Source organism: Rouxiella aceris (assembly GCF_012933545.1).
GTDB classification, from domain to species: Bacteria; Pseudomonadota; Gammaproteobacteria; order Enterobacterales; family Enterobacteriaceae; genus Rouxiella; species Rouxiella aceris.
Map to the genome: position 1 here is coordinate 132,401 of NZ_JAADJU010000005.1, position 19,278 is coordinate 151,678.

Annotated in this window: 20 protein-coding genes; 12 read left to right on the forward strand and 8 right to left on the reverse strand. The window is 53.0% G+C overall.

Annotated elements, in window-relative coordinates; genetic code table 11:
* Nucleotide 1: 1 nt before the first annotated feature.
* Nucleotides 2-1,639, reverse strand: coding sequence for a TIGR04028 family ABC transporter substrate-binding protein (locus tag GW590_RS10800; RefSeq protein ID WP_169403065.1), 1,638 nt, complete (start codon nucleotides 1,637-1,639; stop codon nucleotides 2-4).
* Between the two features lie 184 nt (nucleotides 1,640-1,823).
* Entirely contained in the window at nucleotides 1,824-2,636 is an 813-nt protein-coding gene (gene puuD, locus GW590_RS10805) for a gamma-glutamyl-gamma-aminobutyrate hydrolase (protein WP_169403066.1), read from the reverse strand.
* 330 nt (nucleotides 2,637-2,966) lie between these two features.
* Between puuD and GW590_RS10810 the strand changes: the two genes are divergently transcribed.
* From GW590_RS10810 to GW590_RS10820, 3 genes are all read left to right on the forward strand, one after another.
* Complete coding sequence (locus GW590_RS10810; protein WP_169403314.1) at nucleotides 2,967-4,382, forward strand: glutamine synthetase family protein; 1,416 nt, start codon at nucleotides 2,967-2,969, stop codon at nucleotides 4,380-4,382.
* Between the two features lie 304 nt (nucleotides 4,383-4,686).
* Nucleotides 4,687-4,887: a hypothetical protein gene (locus GW590_RS10815; protein ID WP_169403067.1), complete on the forward strand. Its 201-nt coding sequence runs from the start codon at nucleotides 4,687-4,689 to the stop codon at nucleotides 4,885-4,887.
* Complete coding sequence (locus GW590_RS10820) at nucleotides 4,877-6,247, forward strand: APC family permease (protein ID WP_169403068.1); 1,371 nt, start codon at nucleotides 4,877-4,879, stop codon at nucleotides 6,245-6,247. The genes GW590_RS10815 and GW590_RS10820 overlap by 11 nt, the downstream gene beginning before the upstream one ends.
* Nucleotides 6,248-6,316: 69 nt before the next feature.
* Here GW590_RS10820 and GW590_RS10825 read toward each other — a convergent pair whose 3' ends face one another.
* Nucleotides 6,317-6,706 carry a VOC family protein gene (locus GW590_RS10825; protein ID WP_169403069.1) on the reverse strand — a complete coding sequence of 130 codons (390 nt, stop codon included), beginning with the start codon at nucleotides 6,704-6,706 and terminating at the stop codon, nucleotides 6,317-6,319.
* 138 nt (nucleotides 6,707-6,844) lie between these two features.
* Here GW590_RS10825 and GW590_RS10830 point away from each other — a divergent pair, with 138 nt between their 5' ends.
* The gene (locus GW590_RS10830; protein ID WP_169403070.1) at nucleotides 6,845-7,282 is read left to right on the forward strand and encodes an NUDIX hydrolase; all 438 of its coding nucleotides are present in this window, start codon (nucleotides 6,845-6,847) and stop codon (nucleotides 7,280-7,282) included.
* Nucleotides 7,283-7,295: 13 nt separating this feature from the next.
* Here GW590_RS10830 and GW590_RS10835 read toward each other — a convergent pair whose 3' ends face one another.
* Nucleotides 7,296-7,874 (reverse strand): LbetaH domain-containing protein, encoded by a 579-nt coding sequence (locus tag GW590_RS10835; protein ID WP_169403071.1) that lies wholly within the window; start codon nucleotides 7,872-7,874, stop codon nucleotides 7,296-7,298.
* Nucleotides 7,875-7,928: 54 nt separating this feature from the next.
* On the reverse strand, nucleotides 7,929-9,359 hold the full coding sequence (sbcB, locus tag GW590_RS10840; RefSeq protein WP_169403072.1) for an exodeoxyribonuclease I: 1,431 nt from the start codon (nucleotides 9,357-9,359) through the stop codon (nucleotides 7,929-7,931).
* Between the two features lie 390 nt (nucleotides 9,360-9,749).
* On the opposite strand from sbcB, the gene GW590_RS10845 reads away from it, so the two are divergent.
* Nucleotides 9,750-10,862: an FUSC family protein gene (locus tag GW590_RS10845; protein ID WP_169403315.1), complete on the forward strand. Its 1,113-nt coding sequence runs from the start codon at nucleotides 9,750-9,752 to the stop codon at nucleotides 10,860-10,862.
* Nucleotides 10,863-11,025: 163 nt separating this feature from the next.
* Entirely contained in the window at nucleotides 11,026-11,373 is a 348-nt protein-coding gene (gene tmaR, locus GW590_RS10850; protein WP_169403073.1) for a PTS system regulator TmaR, read from the forward strand.
* Between the two features lie 83 nt (nucleotides 11,374-11,456).
* On the opposite strand, the gene GW590_RS10855 is transcribed toward tmaR, so the two are convergent.
* Complete coding sequence (locus tag GW590_RS10855; RefSeq protein ID WP_169403074.1) at nucleotides 11,457-12,419, reverse strand: 5-oxoprolinase subunit C family protein; 963 nt, start codon at nucleotides 12,417-12,419, stop codon at nucleotides 11,457-11,459.
* Nucleotides 12,416-13,138 carry a 5-oxoprolinase subunit PxpB gene (gene pxpB / locus GW590_RS10860; RefSeq protein ID WP_169403075.1) on the reverse strand — a complete coding sequence of 241 codons (723 nt, stop codon included), beginning with the start codon at nucleotides 13,136-13,138 and terminating at the stop codon, nucleotides 12,416-12,418. The genes GW590_RS10855 and pxpB overlap by 4 nt, the downstream gene beginning before the upstream one ends.
* 231 nt (nucleotides 13,139-13,369) lie before the next feature.
* Between pxpB and GW590_RS10865 the strand changes: the two genes are divergently transcribed.
* Nucleotides 13,370-14,140: a LamB/YcsF family protein gene (locus tag GW590_RS10865; RefSeq protein WP_169403076.1), complete on the forward strand. Its 771-nt coding sequence runs from the start codon at nucleotides 13,370-13,372 to the stop codon at nucleotides 14,138-14,140.
* A gap of 12 nt (nucleotides 14,141-14,152) precedes the next feature.
* Here GW590_RS10865 and GW590_RS10870 read toward each other — a convergent pair whose 3' ends face one another.
* A complete protein-coding gene (locus tag GW590_RS10870; protein WP_169403077.1) occupies nucleotides 14,153-15,121 on the reverse strand; it encodes a hydroxyacid dehydrogenase in 969 nt (322 codons plus the stop codon).
* A 115-nt stretch (nucleotides 15,122-15,236) separates the two neighbouring features.
* Between GW590_RS10870 and GW590_RS10875 the strand changes: the two genes are divergently transcribed.
* The 5 genes from GW590_RS10875 (at nucleotide 15,237) to GW590_RS10895 (ending at nucleotide 19,194) form a co-directional block, all read left to right on the forward strand.
* Nucleotides 15,237-15,902, forward strand: coding sequence for a DUF1989 domain-containing protein (locus GW590_RS10875; protein WP_169403078.1), 666 nt, complete (start codon nucleotides 15,237-15,239; stop codon nucleotides 15,900-15,902).
* Nucleotides 15,902-16,702 carry an amino acid ABC transporter ATP-binding protein gene (locus GW590_RS10880; RefSeq protein WP_169403079.1) on the forward strand — a complete coding sequence of 267 codons (801 nt, stop codon included), beginning with the start codon at nucleotides 15,902-15,904 and terminating at the stop codon, nucleotides 16,700-16,702. Before GW590_RS10875 ends, GW590_RS10880 begins: the two co-directional genes overlap by 1 nt.
* The gene (locus GW590_RS10885) at nucleotides 16,699-17,355 is read left to right on the forward strand and encodes an amino acid ABC transporter permease (RefSeq protein WP_169403080.1); all 657 of its coding nucleotides are present in this window, start codon (nucleotides 16,699-16,701) and stop codon (nucleotides 17,353-17,355) included. Before GW590_RS10880 ends, GW590_RS10885 begins: the two co-directional genes overlap by 4 nt.
* Nucleotides 17,356-17,372: 17 nt before the next feature.
* Nucleotides 17,373-18,323, forward strand: a complete 951-nt coding sequence (locus GW590_RS10890; protein WP_169403081.1) for an agmatinase — start codon at nucleotides 17,373-17,375, stop codon at nucleotides 18,321-18,323.
* Between the two features lie 67 nt (nucleotides 18,324-18,390).
* Nucleotides 18,391-19,194, forward strand: coding sequence for a transporter substrate-binding domain-containing protein (locus GW590_RS10895; protein ID WP_169403082.1), 804 nt, complete (start codon nucleotides 18,391-18,393; stop codon nucleotides 19,192-19,194).
* Nucleotides 19,195-19,278: the final 84 nt, after the last annotated feature.

Sequence of the window (19,278 nt, forward strand, 5' to 3'; positions counted from 1 at the left end):
TTTAGTGTTTTTCCAGCCAGGCGCTGTAGAAACTCGGACGGCCTACCGCTTCAAAATTGACGTCATGCAAATAAGGTGCACCGGCAAACACTTGTGGCTCTTCAAAAATAGGGATTTCATAGGCCTGATCCAGCAGATAGCGTTGGGCATCCCCGGCCAGCGCCAGACGTTTTTGCGCATCGACTTCGGCGGAGATATCCACTAACAGGCCATTAAGTTTGTCGTCTTTAAAGCTTTTTACCTTGCTGCTCAACCCCCCCAATTGCAGCAGAGCATCGCGGTTGCTGGGGTAGAATTCACTTTTGATTACGTCGGGGTCGGCGCGTCCTACTTCCACCACGTTGACCGGAGTTTTTAGCGGATCCAGGCTGTCGGCCACTTTGCTACCGGCATCACCGGCGAGAATGGTCAGCTTGACGCCGAGCTGCCCCCATTGCTGGGCGACCAGTTGCAGCACCTCTTTGTTTTGCGGTTGCGGCAGGGATTCATAGATAGTCAGCGCCAGCGGTTTACCCTCTTTCTGCCGGATACCCTCCGCGCCCGGTTGCCATCCGGCTTCATCCAGCAGCTTTTTCGACAGCGCGGGATCGTATTGCAGCTTGTCGCTGAGATTGACATACCCGGCGGCCGAGGCGGCAATCACCGAGGTGGCCTGCGGATAGTTGGCTGAGAACAGGGTGTTGACGATCTGCTTGCTGTCGGTGCCGTGCAACAGCGCCTGACGCACGCGAATATCGGCCACTAGCGGGTTGTCGGGACGGAAAGAGATGCCGTCATTGACGCCGCGGGTAGAAGGGGCGTAGATCGGGAATTTTTTCTCGTCAGCCTGTTTTTCGTCATAGGCCTGCACCTGACGGATAAAATCAGCCTGTCCGGCAAGCAATGCACCGATCCTGACACTGTCTTCGCCGGTAACAATTACCTTGATCGCGTCAAGATTGGCGCGGCCCTGCTGCTGAAGCTCTTTCGGTCCCCAGTTGTAGTCTTTGCGCGCAGTTAAATCGACTTCGCGGCCGAGGGTTTCGGCGCTAACCACAAAGGGACCGGAGCCGATAATATGACGGGCGTCGCCCAGTGCATCAAAATCTCGTTCCAGCGTGCTTAACGACACCAGCCCCGATCCAATGGTTGCGGTACCTTGCAGGAAACCCGGTGACGGTTTTTTAAAGTAGAACTTGACCGTTTGTGCATCGATTACTTCGCTGTGATCGTAATTGTTGATCACTTCTGACACCGGTAAATGATGCGCTTTATTGCCCAGACCATAGGTGTCAAAGTTTTTGGCCACTGCGTTGGCGTCCAGCGGTGTGCCGTCGGAAAAGGTCACCCCGGGACGCAGCACAAAAGTGTATTGGGTTTTATCGGCGTTGGTGGTCCAGGATTGCGCGATCCACGGTTCGATTTGCAGGGTTTTCGGGTTTTGGTAGGTCAGTTTATCGGTGATTTGGTTCAGTATGCCGCCGTTGGGATAAAAGCCACCGGCAGGTGGATAGAGGTTGGTGTGTGCCTGCTGCTCAAGATAAATCAGTGTCCCGCCTTTGACTGGCGCACTTTCTGCTGCCCAAACGGCATTATTCCCGGTTAACAGGGCCAGCGTAAGCCCTAATGCCACAGTACTGAATCGGCGAGTTGTCTGCATGTTGCTTTCCTTTATATTTTTGATTTGAGGCGCGCATCGAGGTAACTCACGCAGGTGAGGGATGCGAACCTGTTCATAACAAACCAAATCAAAAGGAAGATGAAATAAGGAATTTAGCTATCCATAGCCAGTTAAGTGCAATAGAAAATCGCCTTATTGCTGCCAGAAATGTTGGCCGGGCGCCTTAGGGCATTTGCTGCCGATGATGATATTGACGGCAGGCGCTGATAAAAGCGTCAAACAGCTTTTTCGATACCGGATCGGTCATGCTGTGCCATTCCGGATGCCATTGCACGCCAAGGGCAAAGGGGTGCTGACGGATACTGACCGCTTCCACCAGATTATCCGGGGCCACGGCTTCGACAGTCAGCTCCGCACCGAGGCGATTGGCCCCCTGACCATGCAGAGAGTTGACCTGAAAATGCTGGTATCCCGGCAGCAATTCCGACAATAACCCGCCGGGTATGACAGTTACCGGATGCACCAAATCATATTGCCTGTCATGAGGCAGCGTGGTGTCTTCGCGGTGATCCATATAGCCGGGTTGTTCCTGCACTTTACGAAACAGACTACCGCCGGTGGCGACCACCAGTTCCTGCATACCGCGACAGGCGGCAAACAGAGGAATACCTTGCGCCAGCGTGGCTTTGATCAACGCCATACTCAACTTGTCGCGACCTGGATCGGCCAATTCTTCGACCCCTTCTTCACCATAGAGATGAGGTTCGATATTGCTCGGGCTGCCGGTAAGGAAAATGCCGTCAAGGCGGGAGAGCACACTGTCGATGGCTCCTTCTTTGGTCGCCAGCTCATGGGGCAGGGCGACGGGCAGGCCGTTGGCATGGAAGATAGCGTCGAGGTATTTTTCGTGCACGGTCAGGGCGGGGTTATTATCAATACTGTTCTCGCACATGACTACGCCAATAATGGGTCGATAGGCGACGGAGGACGCGTTACGCGATTTACTGCTGCGTGAAGTGGAAGAAATACTGTCCATTTTATCGCCTCGTTTAGTTGCTTAAAATGTTGAAAGCCCACCTATTGTTATACCTCCCATGCAATATATTCACAATCCTACTGTGTGTTGCCACTGCTTCTCCCTCTAAAATTAACAAAATCGCAACTATTGCAAAAGGCAGATGATGGGACTATGGTTTTTATCGGGTGCGCATTATTTATCAATTGGCCAACACTTCAGGGTGCTTATAAATACGGGAATAAGACATTGGACAGTAAGAATTAACCTTGGCGAGCGTTACCATTTCGGTAATGCAATAAACGCCAGTCACAGGAAAACGGCGGAATTATTATGCAAGCATTGGATATTATGAAAAAAACTATCGAAGTTGAACACTTCGTAATCCCTGGCGAAGAAGAGCGAAGTAGCGCGTTCCAGGATGAAGTCACACAATACCTGGAACGTCACCCTCAAACCCTTCATGTCGATGTCCTCCTTACAGATCTCAACGGTAGTTTTCGCGGTAAACGCATTCCCCTTACAGCGCTGCGCAAAATCGAACAAGGTTGCTATTTCCCGGCATCCGTCTTTGCCATGGATATTTTAGGTAATGTGGTAGAAGCAGCGGGACTGGGTCAGGAACTGGGTGAACCCGACAGAATGTGTCTGCCCGTCCCCGGCACCTTAACCCCTTCAGCGTCCGATCCGGAACATATTGGCCAGTTACTGTTGACCATGCTTGACGAAGATGGCACTCCCTTTGACGTTGAACCCCGCAATGTATTGAATCATATCTGGCAGACATTGCGCCAACGGGGCCTGTTCCCGGTGGTAGCGGTAGAGTTGGAGTTCTATCTGCTCGACAGGCAGCGAGATGCCGAGGGCGCACTGCAACCGCCATGCACCCCGGGCACGCAGGAACGCAGTTTGCAGACCCAGGTTTACTCGGTAGACAATCTGGATCACTTTGCCGATGTGCTTAACGATATTGACCGTCTGGCGCTGATCCAGGGCTTACCGGCCGATGGTGCTTTGGCCGAGTCTTCACCCGGTCAGTTTGAGATCAACCTGCATCATAGCGACAATGTATTACGCGCCTGCGACCAGGCGTTAACGCTAAAAAGGCTGGTGCGACTGGTGGCCGAAAACCATGATATGGACGCCACCTTTATGGCCAAACCTTATGACGATTTCGCCGGTAGCGGTATGCATATCCACCTTAGCGTGCTGGATGATAACGGCAAAAACCTGTTTGCCGATGCCGACGGTGAGGATTCTGCGCTGATGAAGAAAGCGCTGGCGGGGATGATTGCCATGATGCCCGCTTCCATGGCGATACTGGCTCCCAATATCAATGCCTATCGCCGTTTTCAGCCCGGGATGTATGTGCCAATCCAGGCGTCCTGGGGACATAATAATCGTACGGTGGCGCTGCGGGTTCCCTGCAGCGATGCCGCTAATCACCGCGTGGAATACCGCGTTGCCGGTGCCGATGCCAACCCGTATCTGGTGGTTGCCACGGTGCTCGCCGGTATGCTGTATGGCCTGGATAATAGCCTGCCGCTGCCAGAATCGGTCACCGGTAACGGTCTGGAACAGGAAGGACTGCCGCTGCCAATCCGCCAGAGCGATGCCTTATATGAATTTGAACATCAACCTGAACTGAAGAAATATCTGGGGGCGCGTTTTAGCCATGTTTACCATAGCTGTAAGTCCGATGAGCTACTGCAGTTTGAACGTCGCGTCACCGAAACAGAAATCGACTGGATGCTGAGAAATGCCTGACCGCTAAGCCGTCAGCCCACCAGGAGCGCCGTCGGTGGGGCATTATCGACGACGTCCAGGCTGTGTGGTCTGTCGGGTTATAAAAGAAATTGGCTACAAGAGCCTTTAAAATCTTGTCTTCCACCACAGAGTTGGTGCAAAATAGCGCCAATGCAGAATAACCGACGCCTTAACCGCGCCGGTTATTTTTTTTGCATGGCTTTTTAAACTAATCCAACAGAGGCCGGACTTAGATCCGGATAGATAACCAGATTTTGTGCTCGGCGCCAAATAAACCACGCTCGGCACTATGAGGAAATATAAAATGGGGCAATTCTTCACATCTCTACCGGTGCCTGCCGGTGTTGCTTTCCACGCTGGGCCATCGCTGGCCGTTTTGACGTCTATGCTGCGCGACGTGAAGATCAATCCCCCCTTTATATTATCTCGTTATCCATCACGACGTTTTCCCACTCCGTTGCTGATTTCGGCGGCAGGCAAGGGAGGACGTCGTCATGTCGCATAATCTGAACGCTGCTGTTTCTGCTGCCCCTCGGGTCAAACTGCGCCGTACCCTGACGCTGGTGCAGGTGGTGATGATGGGCCTGGCCTATCTGCAACCCATGACCATTTTTGATACCTTTGGTATTGTCACCAGCATGACCGACGGCCATGTTGCCAGCGCCTATATTTTTGCGCTGATCGCCGTGCTGTTTACTGCGGTGAGCTACGGCAAACTGGTACAGCGTTTCCCTACCGCCGGATCGGCGTACACCTATGCGCAAAAATCCATTAGCCCTTATGTCGGCTTTATGGTCGGCTGGTCCTCGCTGCTTGATTATCTGTTTATGCCGATGATCAATATTCTGCTGGCGAAAATCTATCTTGAAGCCATCTTCCCGGGGATCCCGTCGTGGATCTTTGTGGTGGCGCTGGTAGGGCTGATGACTGCCATCAACCTGCGGGGTATCAAGCTGGTGGCCAATATGAACAGTATTGTAGTGGTGATCCAGGTTGCCATTATGGTCGGTATTGTTGGCCTGCTGGTTTATGGCGTCTACCACGGCGAAGGTGCCGGTACGCTGGTGAGCGAAAAGCCGTTCTACTCGGAAAATGCCCATATGCTACCGATGATCACCGGAGCCACCATCCTGTGCTTTTCGTTTCTCGGCTTTGATGGCATCAGCTCGCTGTCGGAAGAGACCCCCAACGCCGGCAAAGTGATCCCGCGAGCTATTTTCCTGACCGCATTGATTGGCGGCATTATTTTTGTGGTGGTGTCCTACTTCCTGCAACTCTATTTCCCGACCATTGCCCGTTTCAACGATCCCAATGCTTCGCAGCCGGAGATCATGCTGTTTCTCGGCGGTAAACTGTTCCAGTTTATTATTCTGTGCTTCTCATGCGTAACGGTATTGGCCTCGGGGATGGCGGCACATGCCGGGGTTTCACGTCTGCTGTATGTGATGGGGCGCGACGGCGTATTCCCGGAGAAAATCTTTGGTTATGTCCATCCCACCTGGCGCACGCCAGCGGTAAACGTGTTGCTGGTCGGTTTGGTGGCGCTGTCGGCCATCAGCTTTGATCTGGTTACCGCTACCGCGTTGATTAACTTTGGCGCGCTGGTGGCCTTTACCTTTGTTAACCTGTCGGTGATTTCACAGTTCTATATTCGTGAAAAACGTAACCGTACACTGCGCGATCATATCCATTATCTGATCCTGCCGGTAATTGGTGCCCTGACCGTGGGGGCGCTATGGCTTAATCTGGAAGCCAGCTCAATGACCCTGGGACTGGTATGGGGCGCTATTGGCCTGATCTATCTGGCATTGATCACCCGCCGCTTCCGCCAGCCACCACCGCAGTTTAGCGAAGAGATCGCCTAGTTATCCTGACTGGCTAAAAACTCAGAGTGAGCGCTGCTTGCTCTGAGTTAATTTCACCACTGAGGCAGGCTATTGCCATTTGCGGTTTTGAAGCACAACCCGGTATCCGTCATCATCCACAAAAGTAGCACCGTCAATATCCCAATAGGGGTTAAACGATAGCGTCCTGATAAAACCGGCCTTATCCATCCGCAAACATGCGGCCTCCCAGGATTCTTTTTCGGGGATATAGAGTACGAGCAGATCCTCTTCTGAAGGTGAGGGGGAAAGCGGGTGGTCGTGGCATTGTGTAAACTCAAGATGCCAGCTCAGGTCATTTCGTCCCAACATATAGCCGCTAAAGCCTTGATGATTTGAAAAAGAGCCTATTTGCTCCAGGTTAAGCCCGCGACAATACATTTCGCTGCTTTTAAGCAGATCACTTACCGGGCGTGCAATGCGCAGATGGCAAAAACTCATAATCTCTCTGTTGTAAAAGATTTATCTCTTTATTTTACAATAGCATTCATCCAAGAAACTGCGTATGACCAAGGCATGCTTGTAACTTTTCTTGTACTGTATAAAAATACAGGCACATAGTTAATAGGATGCAAAAATATGAAAAGAGTTCGCTATAACCTCTCTATTGCCGTTTTTGTGTTACTGAGAAGAGGGGATGAGATCTGCATGCTGCGTCGCAGCGGAACCGGCTGGATGGACGGGTTTTATAGCTTACCAGCAGGGGGACTGGAAGAAAAAGAGACGCTTTCCGCAGCGGCATGTCGAGAGGCGAGGGAAGAGATTGGTGTCAGCATCTCTGCTGCTAATCTGCGTTTAGCACACTCCATGCATGTCTGGACGGAAGATCGCTCATGGATGGGGCATTTTTTTACCTGTAGCGAGTGGCAAGGAGTCCCTTACCTGGCTGAACCGGACAAACATTCAGAGTTGACCTGGCAACATATTGCCAATCTGCCAGCAGATACTATTCCTTACGTTCAACAGGCGATTGGGCAAATTATTTCTCATCATCCTTATTCAGAATATGGTTGGTAGCGGGATATGTACTTCAGACCGCAACAATCTCTAACGGCTTCTCTTTGCTAATCAATATGCTTTCGCGCTGATTATAGATAATTGTGTTATCGGGTACGCTTTTATTCACAAAGGTCATGGCGCCGATAGTGACATTGCTGCCAATAATAATTCCGTCACCTATTATGCAGCAGTTGGCGCCAATATCGATATTATCGCCAATAACGACGTCCCCTGGCTGGCCATCATATTTCACGCCAATGGTCACGTTTTGCCGAATATGCATATTGCGGCCAATATTGCTGCTGCCAGTGATGACAATACCCACGTAGTGGGAGATGCGCATACCGGTACCGATTTTAGCGTTCAGGCTGATATCCAGCCCGTATTTATTACGCAGTTTGCGGCCAATGCGTAAAGCAATTTTTTGCTGACGCTTGCCTCCGTTCTGATAAAGATAGCTGGCGATACGCCACCAGAAATAGTAACGGCGATCGGGGGTTTTCAGCGCACGATGCACAACCCGAAACCAGCTAAAAGGCCGGGGTTTTACCGCACCAATCACTTCATCCTGCAGACATTGTTTTAAATGCTGATAGTCAGCAGTGCGCATAATATTGTCCCCAATAGCGATTATTTATCAGTGATTGACCTGGCTGCATAGGTTCTAACCCACCAGCTGTTTGCCGTAATCGAACAGGGCTTTGAGCAGCGCGGTTTTTTCTGCGTTGTCTTCGTAGAGGTTATATAGCGCTTCCAGTTGCAGCACATAGTCCTGCACACGTTCGGCACTTAACATTTCCTGGCGATGAGCTAACCACCGGCGTTGTTCATTGTCATCCAGGGTTGCCGGGTAGTTGCGGGCACGAAAACGAAAAAGCAGGGTTTCCAGACGCGGATCCTGAAAACGCAGATCCAGCGCCGGCAGGTTCTCGGGCGCGGTTTGCTGGATAATGCGCAGGGTGGCGCGATCGGCATCGCCAAAAAAACCGTCATACAGCCGGGCATCGACATCTTCTGACGGGGTAAAGGGTTCAGCTTCGGCATACAGCGCCACCACTTTTTCTCGTACTTCGCTGTGCTGGCGCAGCAGCTGCAAATTTTGCAGGCACTGCTGGCGATCGATCTCCAGCCGTAGCGCATTTTCCGGCAGCAGCGTTTTTGCCGGTGCCAGCACCGGACATTTATTAATATGCAGCAGCTTGATGGGTAGCGGTGACTGGCCAGGAAGCAGGTTTTCACGACGCGTATACAAACGCTCACGCATTTGATCGGCATCCAGTTCCAGCAGCGGGGTCATATCTCCCGCCAAATCGCAGACGATCACCGCATTTTTATTGTCGGGATGCCAGGCCAGCGGCGCAACCCAGCTGGTATTGCCGCGTGCCGCACCAAACATACCGGATACATGCACCAAAGGCGTCATTAACGGAATATCAATCAGCGCATTGATTTTATGTTTGCTACGGTGCTCCAGCAAATAAGCGAACAGCCTTGGCTGTGCCTGTTTGACCAGCTTGGCCATGGCGATAGTGGCATAAACGTCGGCCATGGCGTCATGGGCATTCTCATGTTCAATGCCGTTGGCTCGCGTTAAATGCTCCAGGCGAAAGCTGGGAAAGCCGTCATCATTTTCTGGCCAGTTAATGCCTTCAGGGCGCAATGCATAGCAGGCACGCATTACGTCCAGCAGATCCCAGCGAGAATTGCCATTTTGCCAGCTGTAGGCATAAGGATCGTAGAAGTTGCGGTAAAAGATATTACGGCTGACTTCATCATCAAAACGAATATTGTTATAGCCGACAATACAGGTACCGGGCACGCTAAAGGCCTGGTGGATTTGCGCGCTGAATTCTGCCTCGTTCACCCCTTTCTCCAGCGCCAGCTGTGGAGTGATGCCGGTGATCATCACCGCTTCTGGTTGTGGCAGATAGTCATCCGCCGGACGGCAATAGATCACCAGAGGCTCTTCAATAATATTGAAATCAGCGTCAGTGCGCACTCCGGCAAACTGCGAAGGGCGGTCCATTGCCGGATTTTTGCCAAAGGTCTCGTAGTCGTGGAAGTAGAAGGTAGGTTGTACTGGTTTGTCTGACATTGCGCTTTTTTGCCTGTTTAATTATCTGGTTGTCTATTCAAACCAATGCGTTATCTGCTTCAAAAGACCTGCAACCTGCTTTAATGCTCAGCGGGTACAGCGGACGAAAGGGGCCACATTGGGTAGAGAACGCACTTTGCGGTGGGTAGAGAATATATCACGGCTGGCGGTGACACAAAATCGGGTTGATAACTCGCTAAGCCGACAAAATGCAAACGACGCGCGAGAAATCCGCGATGGCTCGACGATAGCCGGTCATTAGCAACATTTTTGACCGTTTTAACTGAAAAGTGCGCAATTGCTTGATAAATGCCGGGTGATCGTCGGCTATAACTCGGCTAAAATATGAGAATATTATTATCCCGGTTGTTTAACCAGGCGGTACCGGCTGTGCGTTTAGATAAGACTATCTCCCCACTGGACAATGTTATTTACACCAACTATCGCATTACGCATGGTTTGCGAATTGCGCTGGCCTTTGTTCTCACCTTTTTGATTGTCCGCCTGACGCATCTGCCCGAAGCGACCTGGCCGATGATCACCTTGGTGGTGGTGATGGGGCCGATCTCGTTTTGGGGCAATGTGGTGCAGCGCGTCACCGAAAGGATTATGGGCACCATTGGTGGCTCGATCTCCGGGTTGATTGCATTGTGGCTGGAGGTCTATTCCTTGCCACTCATGCTGATCTGGTGCGGGCTGGTGATGTTTGCCTGTGGTTACCTGACGCTGGGCAAACGCGCCTATGCGGCATTACTTCTGGGCGTCACCCTGGCGGTGGTCACCGGCGCCGGTCCGGGAGATATGGAAACCGCGCTCTGGCGCAGTGCCGATGTGATCATCGGTTCCCTGCTGGCGTTGCTGTTTACCAGCATTTATCCGCAGCGGGCCTTTATTCACTGGCGCATGCAGATGTCTGATTATCTGATGTCACTCAATAAGCTGCACAGCGCCTGGCTGTCGCCCAATATGCTCGAACGGCCGCGTTTGCAGTTCAGGCTAAAGTTGGCAATGTCGCAGATGGTGAAAATGCGTGCTTTACACGCTGCTTCCAGCAAAGAGTCGCGTATTCCCCGCGAAGTATTTGATGCTATCCAGACCCTGAGTCGCAATCTGTTGTGTACCCTGGAAATGCTGGCCGATGCCTATTGGAGCTCGCGGGAAAGTCATTTTATTATGCTTAATGCCCACACTCTGCGTCATACGCAACGTTCGATCCTTGACTCGCTGGAAAAACTCAGCCATATGTTGCGTAATGGCTCGATGGGCGATGAGCTGAAAATCAGCAACCAGCTGGCGGGATCCGCGCTGGAGTTGCAGGAGCTGATGCAGTCAATGAAAAGTGGACAGGAACATCAGGCGCAGATTTACGGCTATGTCTGGTTAAGCATGCAGGTGACAGAACAGCTTAAATCTTTGGGGGATTTAATCACCCTGGCGATGGATAAACATGAGCCAATGCCGCCCGTCGTCCACAGCGATACGCAGCCAGAACAACAAGAATAAACTGAAAGCAAGACAAGGGATTTTTGTCTGTCGGCGAAAACGGGTAAGATAAGTAACAGGGCTTTGTCATGCATCATAGCAAACGACGCTTTTGCTGCTAGTCTGTACCCATATTGCGGGCAGTCAGTAACAGTATCTGTGTAACTTAATCGAAGGTGTAAAAATGGATCATACTACTAAGCCGAGTTTCCAGGATGTCCTGGAGTTTGTGCGTATTTTTCGTCGTAAAAACAAACTTCAGCGCGAAATTGTCGACAATGAAAAGAAAATCCGTGACAACCAGAAGCGTGTTTTGCTGCTCGACAACCTGAGTGACTACATCAAGCAAGGAATGAGCATTGATGACGTGCAGGGCATTATCGCCAACATGCGTGGCGACTATGAAGATCGCGTTGATGATTACATCATTAAAAACGCCGATCTGTCGAAAGAACGTCGTGAAATGTCGAAAAAACTGAAAGCGATGGGCGAAGTAAAAGCGGCCGAAGTCAAAGCCACTGAAAGCAAGTAATTTATCGCCAGCCCTGCACTTGGCAGCGGATGACGATGTGTTAATCACCGGGCCTTGTGCCCGGTTTTTTTATGCCCGAATGTCTATTGCGCCGCCCGTCTCACCTGGTTTAGCCATTGCTTAAGCAACGCCTGACGACCCGCCCAGAGCGATTCGGCTTTTTCGACACTGACAATCTCAAAACGCAGACGATCGCCGGGTTTGGCCTGTCCAAGGCGGGCCAGATCGGCGCGGATCACGGTAGCAATTTTGGGATAGCCGCCAGTGGTCTGCCGGTCGTTCATCGCGATAATCGGCTGACCATTACCGGGGATCTGAATGCTGCCGCGGGAAATGGCATCGGAGACAATATTAAATCCTTTGCTATGCGCCACCGCATGACCGGTCAGGCGATAGCCCATACGGTCGCTTTGCTCGCTGATGCGATATTCGCTACCCAGAAAATCGGCCATGCCCGCTGAAGTAAAATGGTCGTCCTGCGGACCGGCGATCACCCGCACCGGGCGGCGTTCGCGCTGTGGCATCAGCCGCTGTTCGGGTTTGCTGCCCGTGGTCAGGGGGGCGGAAGCTGCACCATTTAGCGGCAACCAGTCGCCTTTTTGTAGCGGTCTGCCGCTGAATCCGCCTAATCCGGCGCGCATCAGCGTCGATACGCTGCCCATCACCGGCTGTACCTTAAAACCGCCCGCCACCGCCAGATAACCGCGCGCACCGCTAAGGGTGCGGGTAATACGCAGTGTACTGCCTGGTTGCAGCGTCAAGCGTTGATAAGGGGCCACCGGTTGCTCATCGATGCTTAACGCCATATCACCGCTTACTGCCAGGCAGCAGGGCTGATTGCCGGTCAGGCGCAACGTGGCACCGGTCAGGGTAAACTCCAGCGCGCCCTGATCCTCGTCGTTGCCGACCAGTGCGTTGGCAATGGCAAAGCTCATTTCATCCATGGCACCGGAGGTCGGTACGCCGCGATCTTCAAAGCCAAAGCGCCCGAGATCCTGCAAGCTGGTATATAAACCGGGGGATAACACCTCAAAACCGTTATTCATTGCCACGTCCACTCGGGTAAAAAGTCATCCTGCGCCAGTAAATGACGATATTCGTCGTCGTCGATGGCGGTAAAACGGATACCATCGCCGGCGCTAAATAGAAAAGGTTCTGCGCGCTCAGGGGCAAAGCTACGCACCGGAGTGCGGCCAATCAGGTGCCAGCCGCTCGGCGCGGCAACGGAACCGACGGCAGTTTGCATGCCGCCGATGCTGATACTGCCTGCCGGAACTTGCAGTCGCGGCGAGTCGCGGCGGGAGGTATGCAACAGGGGATCGAGACCGCCGAGATAGGCAAAACCCGGCATAAAGCCAATCATATAAACGCGATAGACGGCGGCAACGTGGCGCGCCACTACGTCCTGCGGGCTAAGTCCATGCGACTGTGCCAGCCACTCCAGATCGACCCCCTGTTCGCCACCGTAGTTGACTGGAATGGTCCACAATCGCACCGGTGGCGCGGGTTGATCGGCCTGAGACAACAGGTCATGCAGTGCGCCGATAAGCTGTGCCTGCCGGGTTTGGGTGGCGTCATAGTTGACGGTCAGCGCACGGTAGGTGGGGATCAGTGAAGTCACACCGCGTATCGCCGCCAGCTGGATACGCGAGGCCAAGGCGGTAACACGGCTGTTGATGGCTTCATCGATCACTTCACCAAAATCGACATATACCGCCTGATCGGCAATGGGCAGGATCCGCCACGGAGCTGGGGTCTGGGTCACATACTTTCCTTCGGTTTCGTACTTTTTAAATAGCTTGCAATGTGGAATACTTTTGGCATACCAATGGTGTGCTGTCAATACACTCGCGACAAGGTCATGGAGAGTGGCAACACTTTTGCATCAACCTGCTTACTTCTGACCTGGCATATCGGTAACAGAGACACGCAAGAATAGTGCCAGTCGTGCAGACCGGTGCAGGCATACGGTTTATTTACCCGGAGAGATAAAAATATGTTGATCGACCTTAACAGCGATATGGGCGAAAGTTTTGGTGCCTGGAAAATGGGCGAAGACCAAGAGATGCTGACGATTGTCACCTCGGCAAATATTGCCTGCGGTTTTCACGCTGGCGATCCCGATGTGATGTTTAATACGCTTAGCGCCGCCCGCGCCAACGGTGTCGGTGCCGGGGCGCATCCGAGCTTTCTGGATATTCAGGGCTTTGGTCGTCGGCAAATTCTCGGTGAAACGCCGGCGCAAATTGAGCGTCAGGTGATCTACCAGATTGGTGCCTTGCAGGCGCTGGCGGCAAGTCAGGGTTATCCGTTGCAGCATGTCAAAACCCATGGCGCGATGGGCAATATGGCCGCAGAAGATCCCCTGCTGGCCATGGCGGTGGCGAGGGCTATCCATAGCGTCGATCCGCAGTTGATTATGGTGGTGATGCCGGGGATGGAAACCGAAAAGGCGGCGGAAAAAATGGGCCTGCGCATGGTGCGTGAAATCTATGCCGATCGTGCTTACACCGAGAGCGGAACCCTGGTGTCACGCAAACTGCCCGGTGCGGTGATCCACGATGCGCAGCAGGCAGCCGCGCGAGTGATGCAGATGCTGGAAAGCCAGGCGATTATTACCCTCGACGGAAAAAAACTGCCCACGCGTATCGACAGCATTTGTGTGCATGGCGATACGCCGGGGGCGGTCGAGATGGCGCGCCAACTGCGCACTCTGCTGGAAAGCAATGGCCTGACGTTGGCACCCATGGCAAAAGTGATTGCCTGATCTACGCCCGCCTTAATCCGCCTGACGGCGGGTTTCCCAGATTTGCGGATTAATCAGCGACGCCGGGCGGCGGTTGTGCAAAATAGCCAACACGCCACTGACTGCCGCACTGGCCATACGCATCAGTGCCTGCTCCGCCGACGCGGCGGTGTGCGGGGTCAGCACCACATTGCTTAATTGTGCCAGCGGACTGCTGGCCGACAGCGGCTCTTCGGCAAAGACATCCAGACCGGCACCGGCAATTTGCCCACTTTGCAACGCGGCGATCAGCGCCACTTCATCCACCAGTGCACCACGGCTGGTATTGATCAGATAGGCGGAAGGTTTCATCAGCGCCAGCTGCTCGGCACCGATCAAATGGTGGGTTTCCGGCAATGACGGGGCATGTATGGACACCAGATCGCTGCTGGCGAGCAGTTGCGGCAAGCTTGCGGCTTTGTGCAGGCCCTGTGCCGCCAGCTCCTCAGCGCTGCAACGGGTTAATACCTGCACCTGCATACCCATCGCGTTGGCCAGTGTCGCCGTCAGTTGACCAATGGCACCAAAACCTATCACCCCCAGCGTAGCGCCACAGAGTTCACTTAATCCCCCCTGAAATCTAAAGGAAAACTCCCCCTTACGCACCGCCTGATCCGCCGCCGGAATGCGTTTGGTCAGCGCAAACATTAACGCCAGGGTATGTTCCGCCACCGAACGATGATTGGTGCCGGGAGTATTAAATACCGCAATACCCAGATCGTTAGCGGCTGCCAAATCGATGCCATCAATGCCGACACCATGTACGCCGATTGCCCGTAAATTAGGCAATTGCACCATGGTTGTGCGCGAAAATTGACCGCTGCGATAAATCGCCGCCACCACTTGATCGGCTGGCGCGCTGGCACAGGCTGCTTCACCCACCAGAGGTTCCACGCCGTTTTCCCTGAGTTGCTGCAAGCCGCTGGCATGGATCGGCTGCGGAATAAGACAAAATTTTTTCATTTTCTCACTCTTTTTTGATGCAGATCGTTTGTTTGGCATTTTAATTGCATTTCTTGTGTATACCAAAGGAATTCCAAAAATAGCAGTCCTGTTTTTTTATAGCGAGAGGAATTGTATGACCGCCGAAAACGACTCATCTCTGTCCGATTTTGTATTGGATGCGACACGCGGCACCGCCGTAGCTTTACAGCAAGGCCAGGTGTTGAGCATTACCAATCTCCAGGGAAATCAAGTTGTTGATACTTGGGCTGTGATGCAGTCTGACCCCTTCGAATATTCATCTATGGAGCACACCCGCTCGGTGAACAGCAATCTGTTCTATGAGCAGGGGATGCCGGTGGTTAGCATCTATCGTCGGCCGATGTTTACGCTGATCGGTGACAGCACACCGGGCCGTCATGACACCTTGCTCTGCCCGTGCAATGCCGCGATTTACCGGGAACTGGGTTGCTGTGACTACCATCGTAGCTGCACCGATAATTTTCATGAAGCGCTGGCGGAAAAACAGATCACCCTGCCGTTTACGCCGGCTTCCCTCAACCTGTTTATGAATGTCCCCATCACCGAAGCCGGTGAACTCGACCGCGTACCGCCGCGCTCTGTCGCCGGGGATCAACTGCAACTGCGCGCCGAGGCAGATATTTACCTGGTGCTGTCTGCCTGTCCGCAAGATATCACGCCAATTAACGGTGCTGGCCGCCAGCCTGCCGATATTGGCCTGCGCGTCTCTTCCGCGTCGGCGGTGGATAATGCGAAAAGCGTGCCGAAGGAGGCGAAGTAATGGCAACAGCTGCACCTTTACTGACAATTAAAGAGCTGAATAAAAGCTATGGCGATCTGCACGTACTGAAAAATGTCGCTCTCGACGTTCACGCCGGGGAAGTGGTGTCGATTATTGGTGCCAGTGGATCGGGGAAAAGTACTTTTTTGCGCTGCCTGAACGTGATGGAAATGCCGCAAAGCGGTTTTATGAATTTTGACGAGTTCTCGTTTGATTTCCGCGATGGCGCTCGTGCCCAACCCACTGATGAACAGCTGCGTTTACTGCGTGCCCGCATTGGCATGGTGTTTCAGAGCTATAACCTGTGGCCGCATATGACGGTGCTGGAAAACGTGATTGAAGCGCCGCTGCGGGTGAAAAAAATGTCGCGCAAGCTGGCGATTGAGCTGGCGGAAAGTTTGTTAAGCCGTGTTGGGCTGTATGAAAAGCGTCATCAATATCCGGCCAGGCTCTCCGGTGGCCAGCAGCAGCGGGTAGCCATTGCCCGTGCACTGGCCATGAAACCGCAACTGATGCTGTTTGATGAAGTGACCTCGGCGCTCGATCCCGAGCTGGTGGGGGAAGTGCTGGCACTGATGGCATCGTTGGCGGAAGAGGGCATGACCATGCTGCTGGTCACCCATGAAATTGCTTTTGCCCGTGAGGTCTCTTCGCGCGTGGTGTTTTTCGATCAGGGAGTGATGGCCGAAGACGGGCCACCGCAAAGCGTATTGCATAACCCGGAGAGTCCGCGTCTGCGTCAGTTCCTCAGCCGAATTTTACACGAAGACCTGAAAGGGTCGCCGGAGAAACAGCCATGAGCCAACTGTGGAGTGATATCAATATTTATGGCATGGGGTTTCTCGATGCTGCCTGGACCGTTTTGCTGATCACCATTTCAACTATCGTGCTTAGTTGGGTATTTGGCTTTATGGCGGTATCGGCCAAAACCTCGTCGGTAAAATTTTTTCGCGGTATTGGCCGTTTCTATATCTGGTTTATTCGCGGCACCCCGGCGTTGATCCAGGTGTTTGTGGTTTATTTCGGCTTTCCGCAAATTGGCATTCATTTATCGCCCTTTGTTGCCGGAGTATTGGCGCTGGCATTAAACAGTGGTGCCTATGTGGCCGAGATTATCCGTTCCGGGCTCAAAGCCATTCCGCGTAGTCAGATGGAGTCTGCCTCGGCACTGGGGATGAGCAAAGGGGAGATTATGCGTCGCATTGTGTTGCCGCAGGTGTTCCGTATTGTGCTGCCGCCGCTGACCAACGAAGCGATCTCGACGCTGAAAAATACCTCGTTGCTGTCGACCATTACCGTGGTGGATATCACCCTGTACGCGCAAACCATTATTTCCGCCACTTTCCGCCCTTTCCAGTTCTATATAGCGGCGGCGCTGATTTATCTGCTGCTGACGACCTTGCTGACCGAGTTGTCCGATTGGCTTGAACGTCGTCAGGCCCGCTTTAGCTGATTATTACGGAGTTATCTATGAGCGTTTTACCTACCGATTCCCTGGAAACCCCACGCTTTTGTGGCGTTCCCACCTTTATGCGTCTGCCGATGGCTACCGATCTCAGTCAACTGGATGCGGCGATTATCGGTCTGCCTTCTGACTCGGGGGCACCGTTTCGCACCGGTTCCCGCTTTGCACCCAATGCAGTGCGCGCCATGTCGATTATGCTGCGGCCGATAAACCCGTACCGTAATGATATCAATGTGTTTGACACTTTACGCTGTGCCGATGCCGGTGATGCCGCAGTGGTGCCGGGCTACGAAGAAGAGTGCCTGGCACGTATTGAACAGGCGGTGTATGCCTTGTCCAGCGCGGGCGTTGTGCCTTGCGGGATTGGCGGCGATCACTCGATCACTCTGGCGGAGCTGCGTGCGGTGGCCAAAGTGCATGGTCCGTTGGCGCTGGTGCAGTTCGATTCGCACAGCGATACCTGGGATAAATATTTTGCCGACAAACGCTACAGCGCCGGAACGCCGTTTCGTCGCGCGGTAGAAGAGGACATTGTCGACCCTGCGCACTCCATTCAAGTGGGATTGCGCGGCTCACTGTTCCGTACCTCGGATATTACCCAGTCGCTGGATTTGGGCTATGAAGTCTTTACCACCGATCAGATGTTTGCGTTGGGTCTTAAAGAGATGGCGCAGCGCATTGCCGAGCGTACCGCCGGTCGCCCGACGTTTATTACCTTCGATATGGATTTTGTCGATCCCTCTGCGGCACCGGGCGTGCAAACTCCGGAAGCGGGGGGGCCGACCGCCCGTGAAACACTGCTACTGCTGCGGGCATTAAAGGGTATCAATATGGTGGGCTGTGATGTGACGGAAATCAGCCCGATGTACGACGGACCCGGGCAAATCACTTCCTTGCTCGGGGCGACGGTGATGGCCGAGTTATTGGCATTATTGGCCAGTGAACGCGCGGTATAAGCGCGTGGTTTAAAGAAGCTTTTAACAACCAGGGTTTTTCCTTCTGATACTAATTGAGAGTGACATCATGAAAATTAAGCATTTTCTTAGCATTGCCACCGTTCTCGCTGCCATGAGCACGCCATTCTTTGCCAACGCAGCCGATAGTGAAAAACTTGAACTGCTCACCCCGGGCAAACTGTCGGTCGCTACCGAAGGCACCGATCCGCCATTCAGTATGCGCAGCGCCAACGGTCAGCTGGATGGTCTGGAAATTCGTGTAATGAAAGAGGTCGCCCGCCGTCTGCATCTGGAATATTCGCCGGTGATCACCAAATGGGATTCGATTCTGGTGGGGTTACAGGCCAACCAGTTTGATATGAGCAGCGCCGCCATGGATATTACTCCGGCGCGTCAGAAGGCCATTGTCTTCTCTGATGGCTGGATTGAATCCGGCGGTCGTATCATTATTCCAATGAAGTCGGAGATTAAATCGGCGCAGGATCTGAAAGGTAAACGTATTGGTGCCCAGGTATCGTCGACCTATGCCCAGTTGGCTACCGATCACGGTGCCACGCTGAAAAACTATATTGATGTTACGGCGGCGGTACAGGATCTGGCCAACGGTAATATCGATGGCGTAATTAACGACTCCATCGGTAATGCCTACCTGATTAAAGATATGCATCTGCCGTTACAGCAGACTCCCGACTATGTCAGCGTGATCCAGAAAGGTTTCGCCTTTAAAAAGGGTAAACCCAATCTGGTGGCAGCCGTCAACAAGGCGTTGGCGGATATGAAGGCTGATGGTACCTATGCTAAACTCGTGACCCCTATTGTCGGTTTCGACCCGGCCCCTAAAGATCCGGTACGTACGCTGCCGCAACCTTAAGCTGTGTCATAACTTATTGCGGGACACCGCCTTATAATGCGCTGCCGGTTTGTCCATTGGCAGCGCGAAAACCGGGCATCAGCT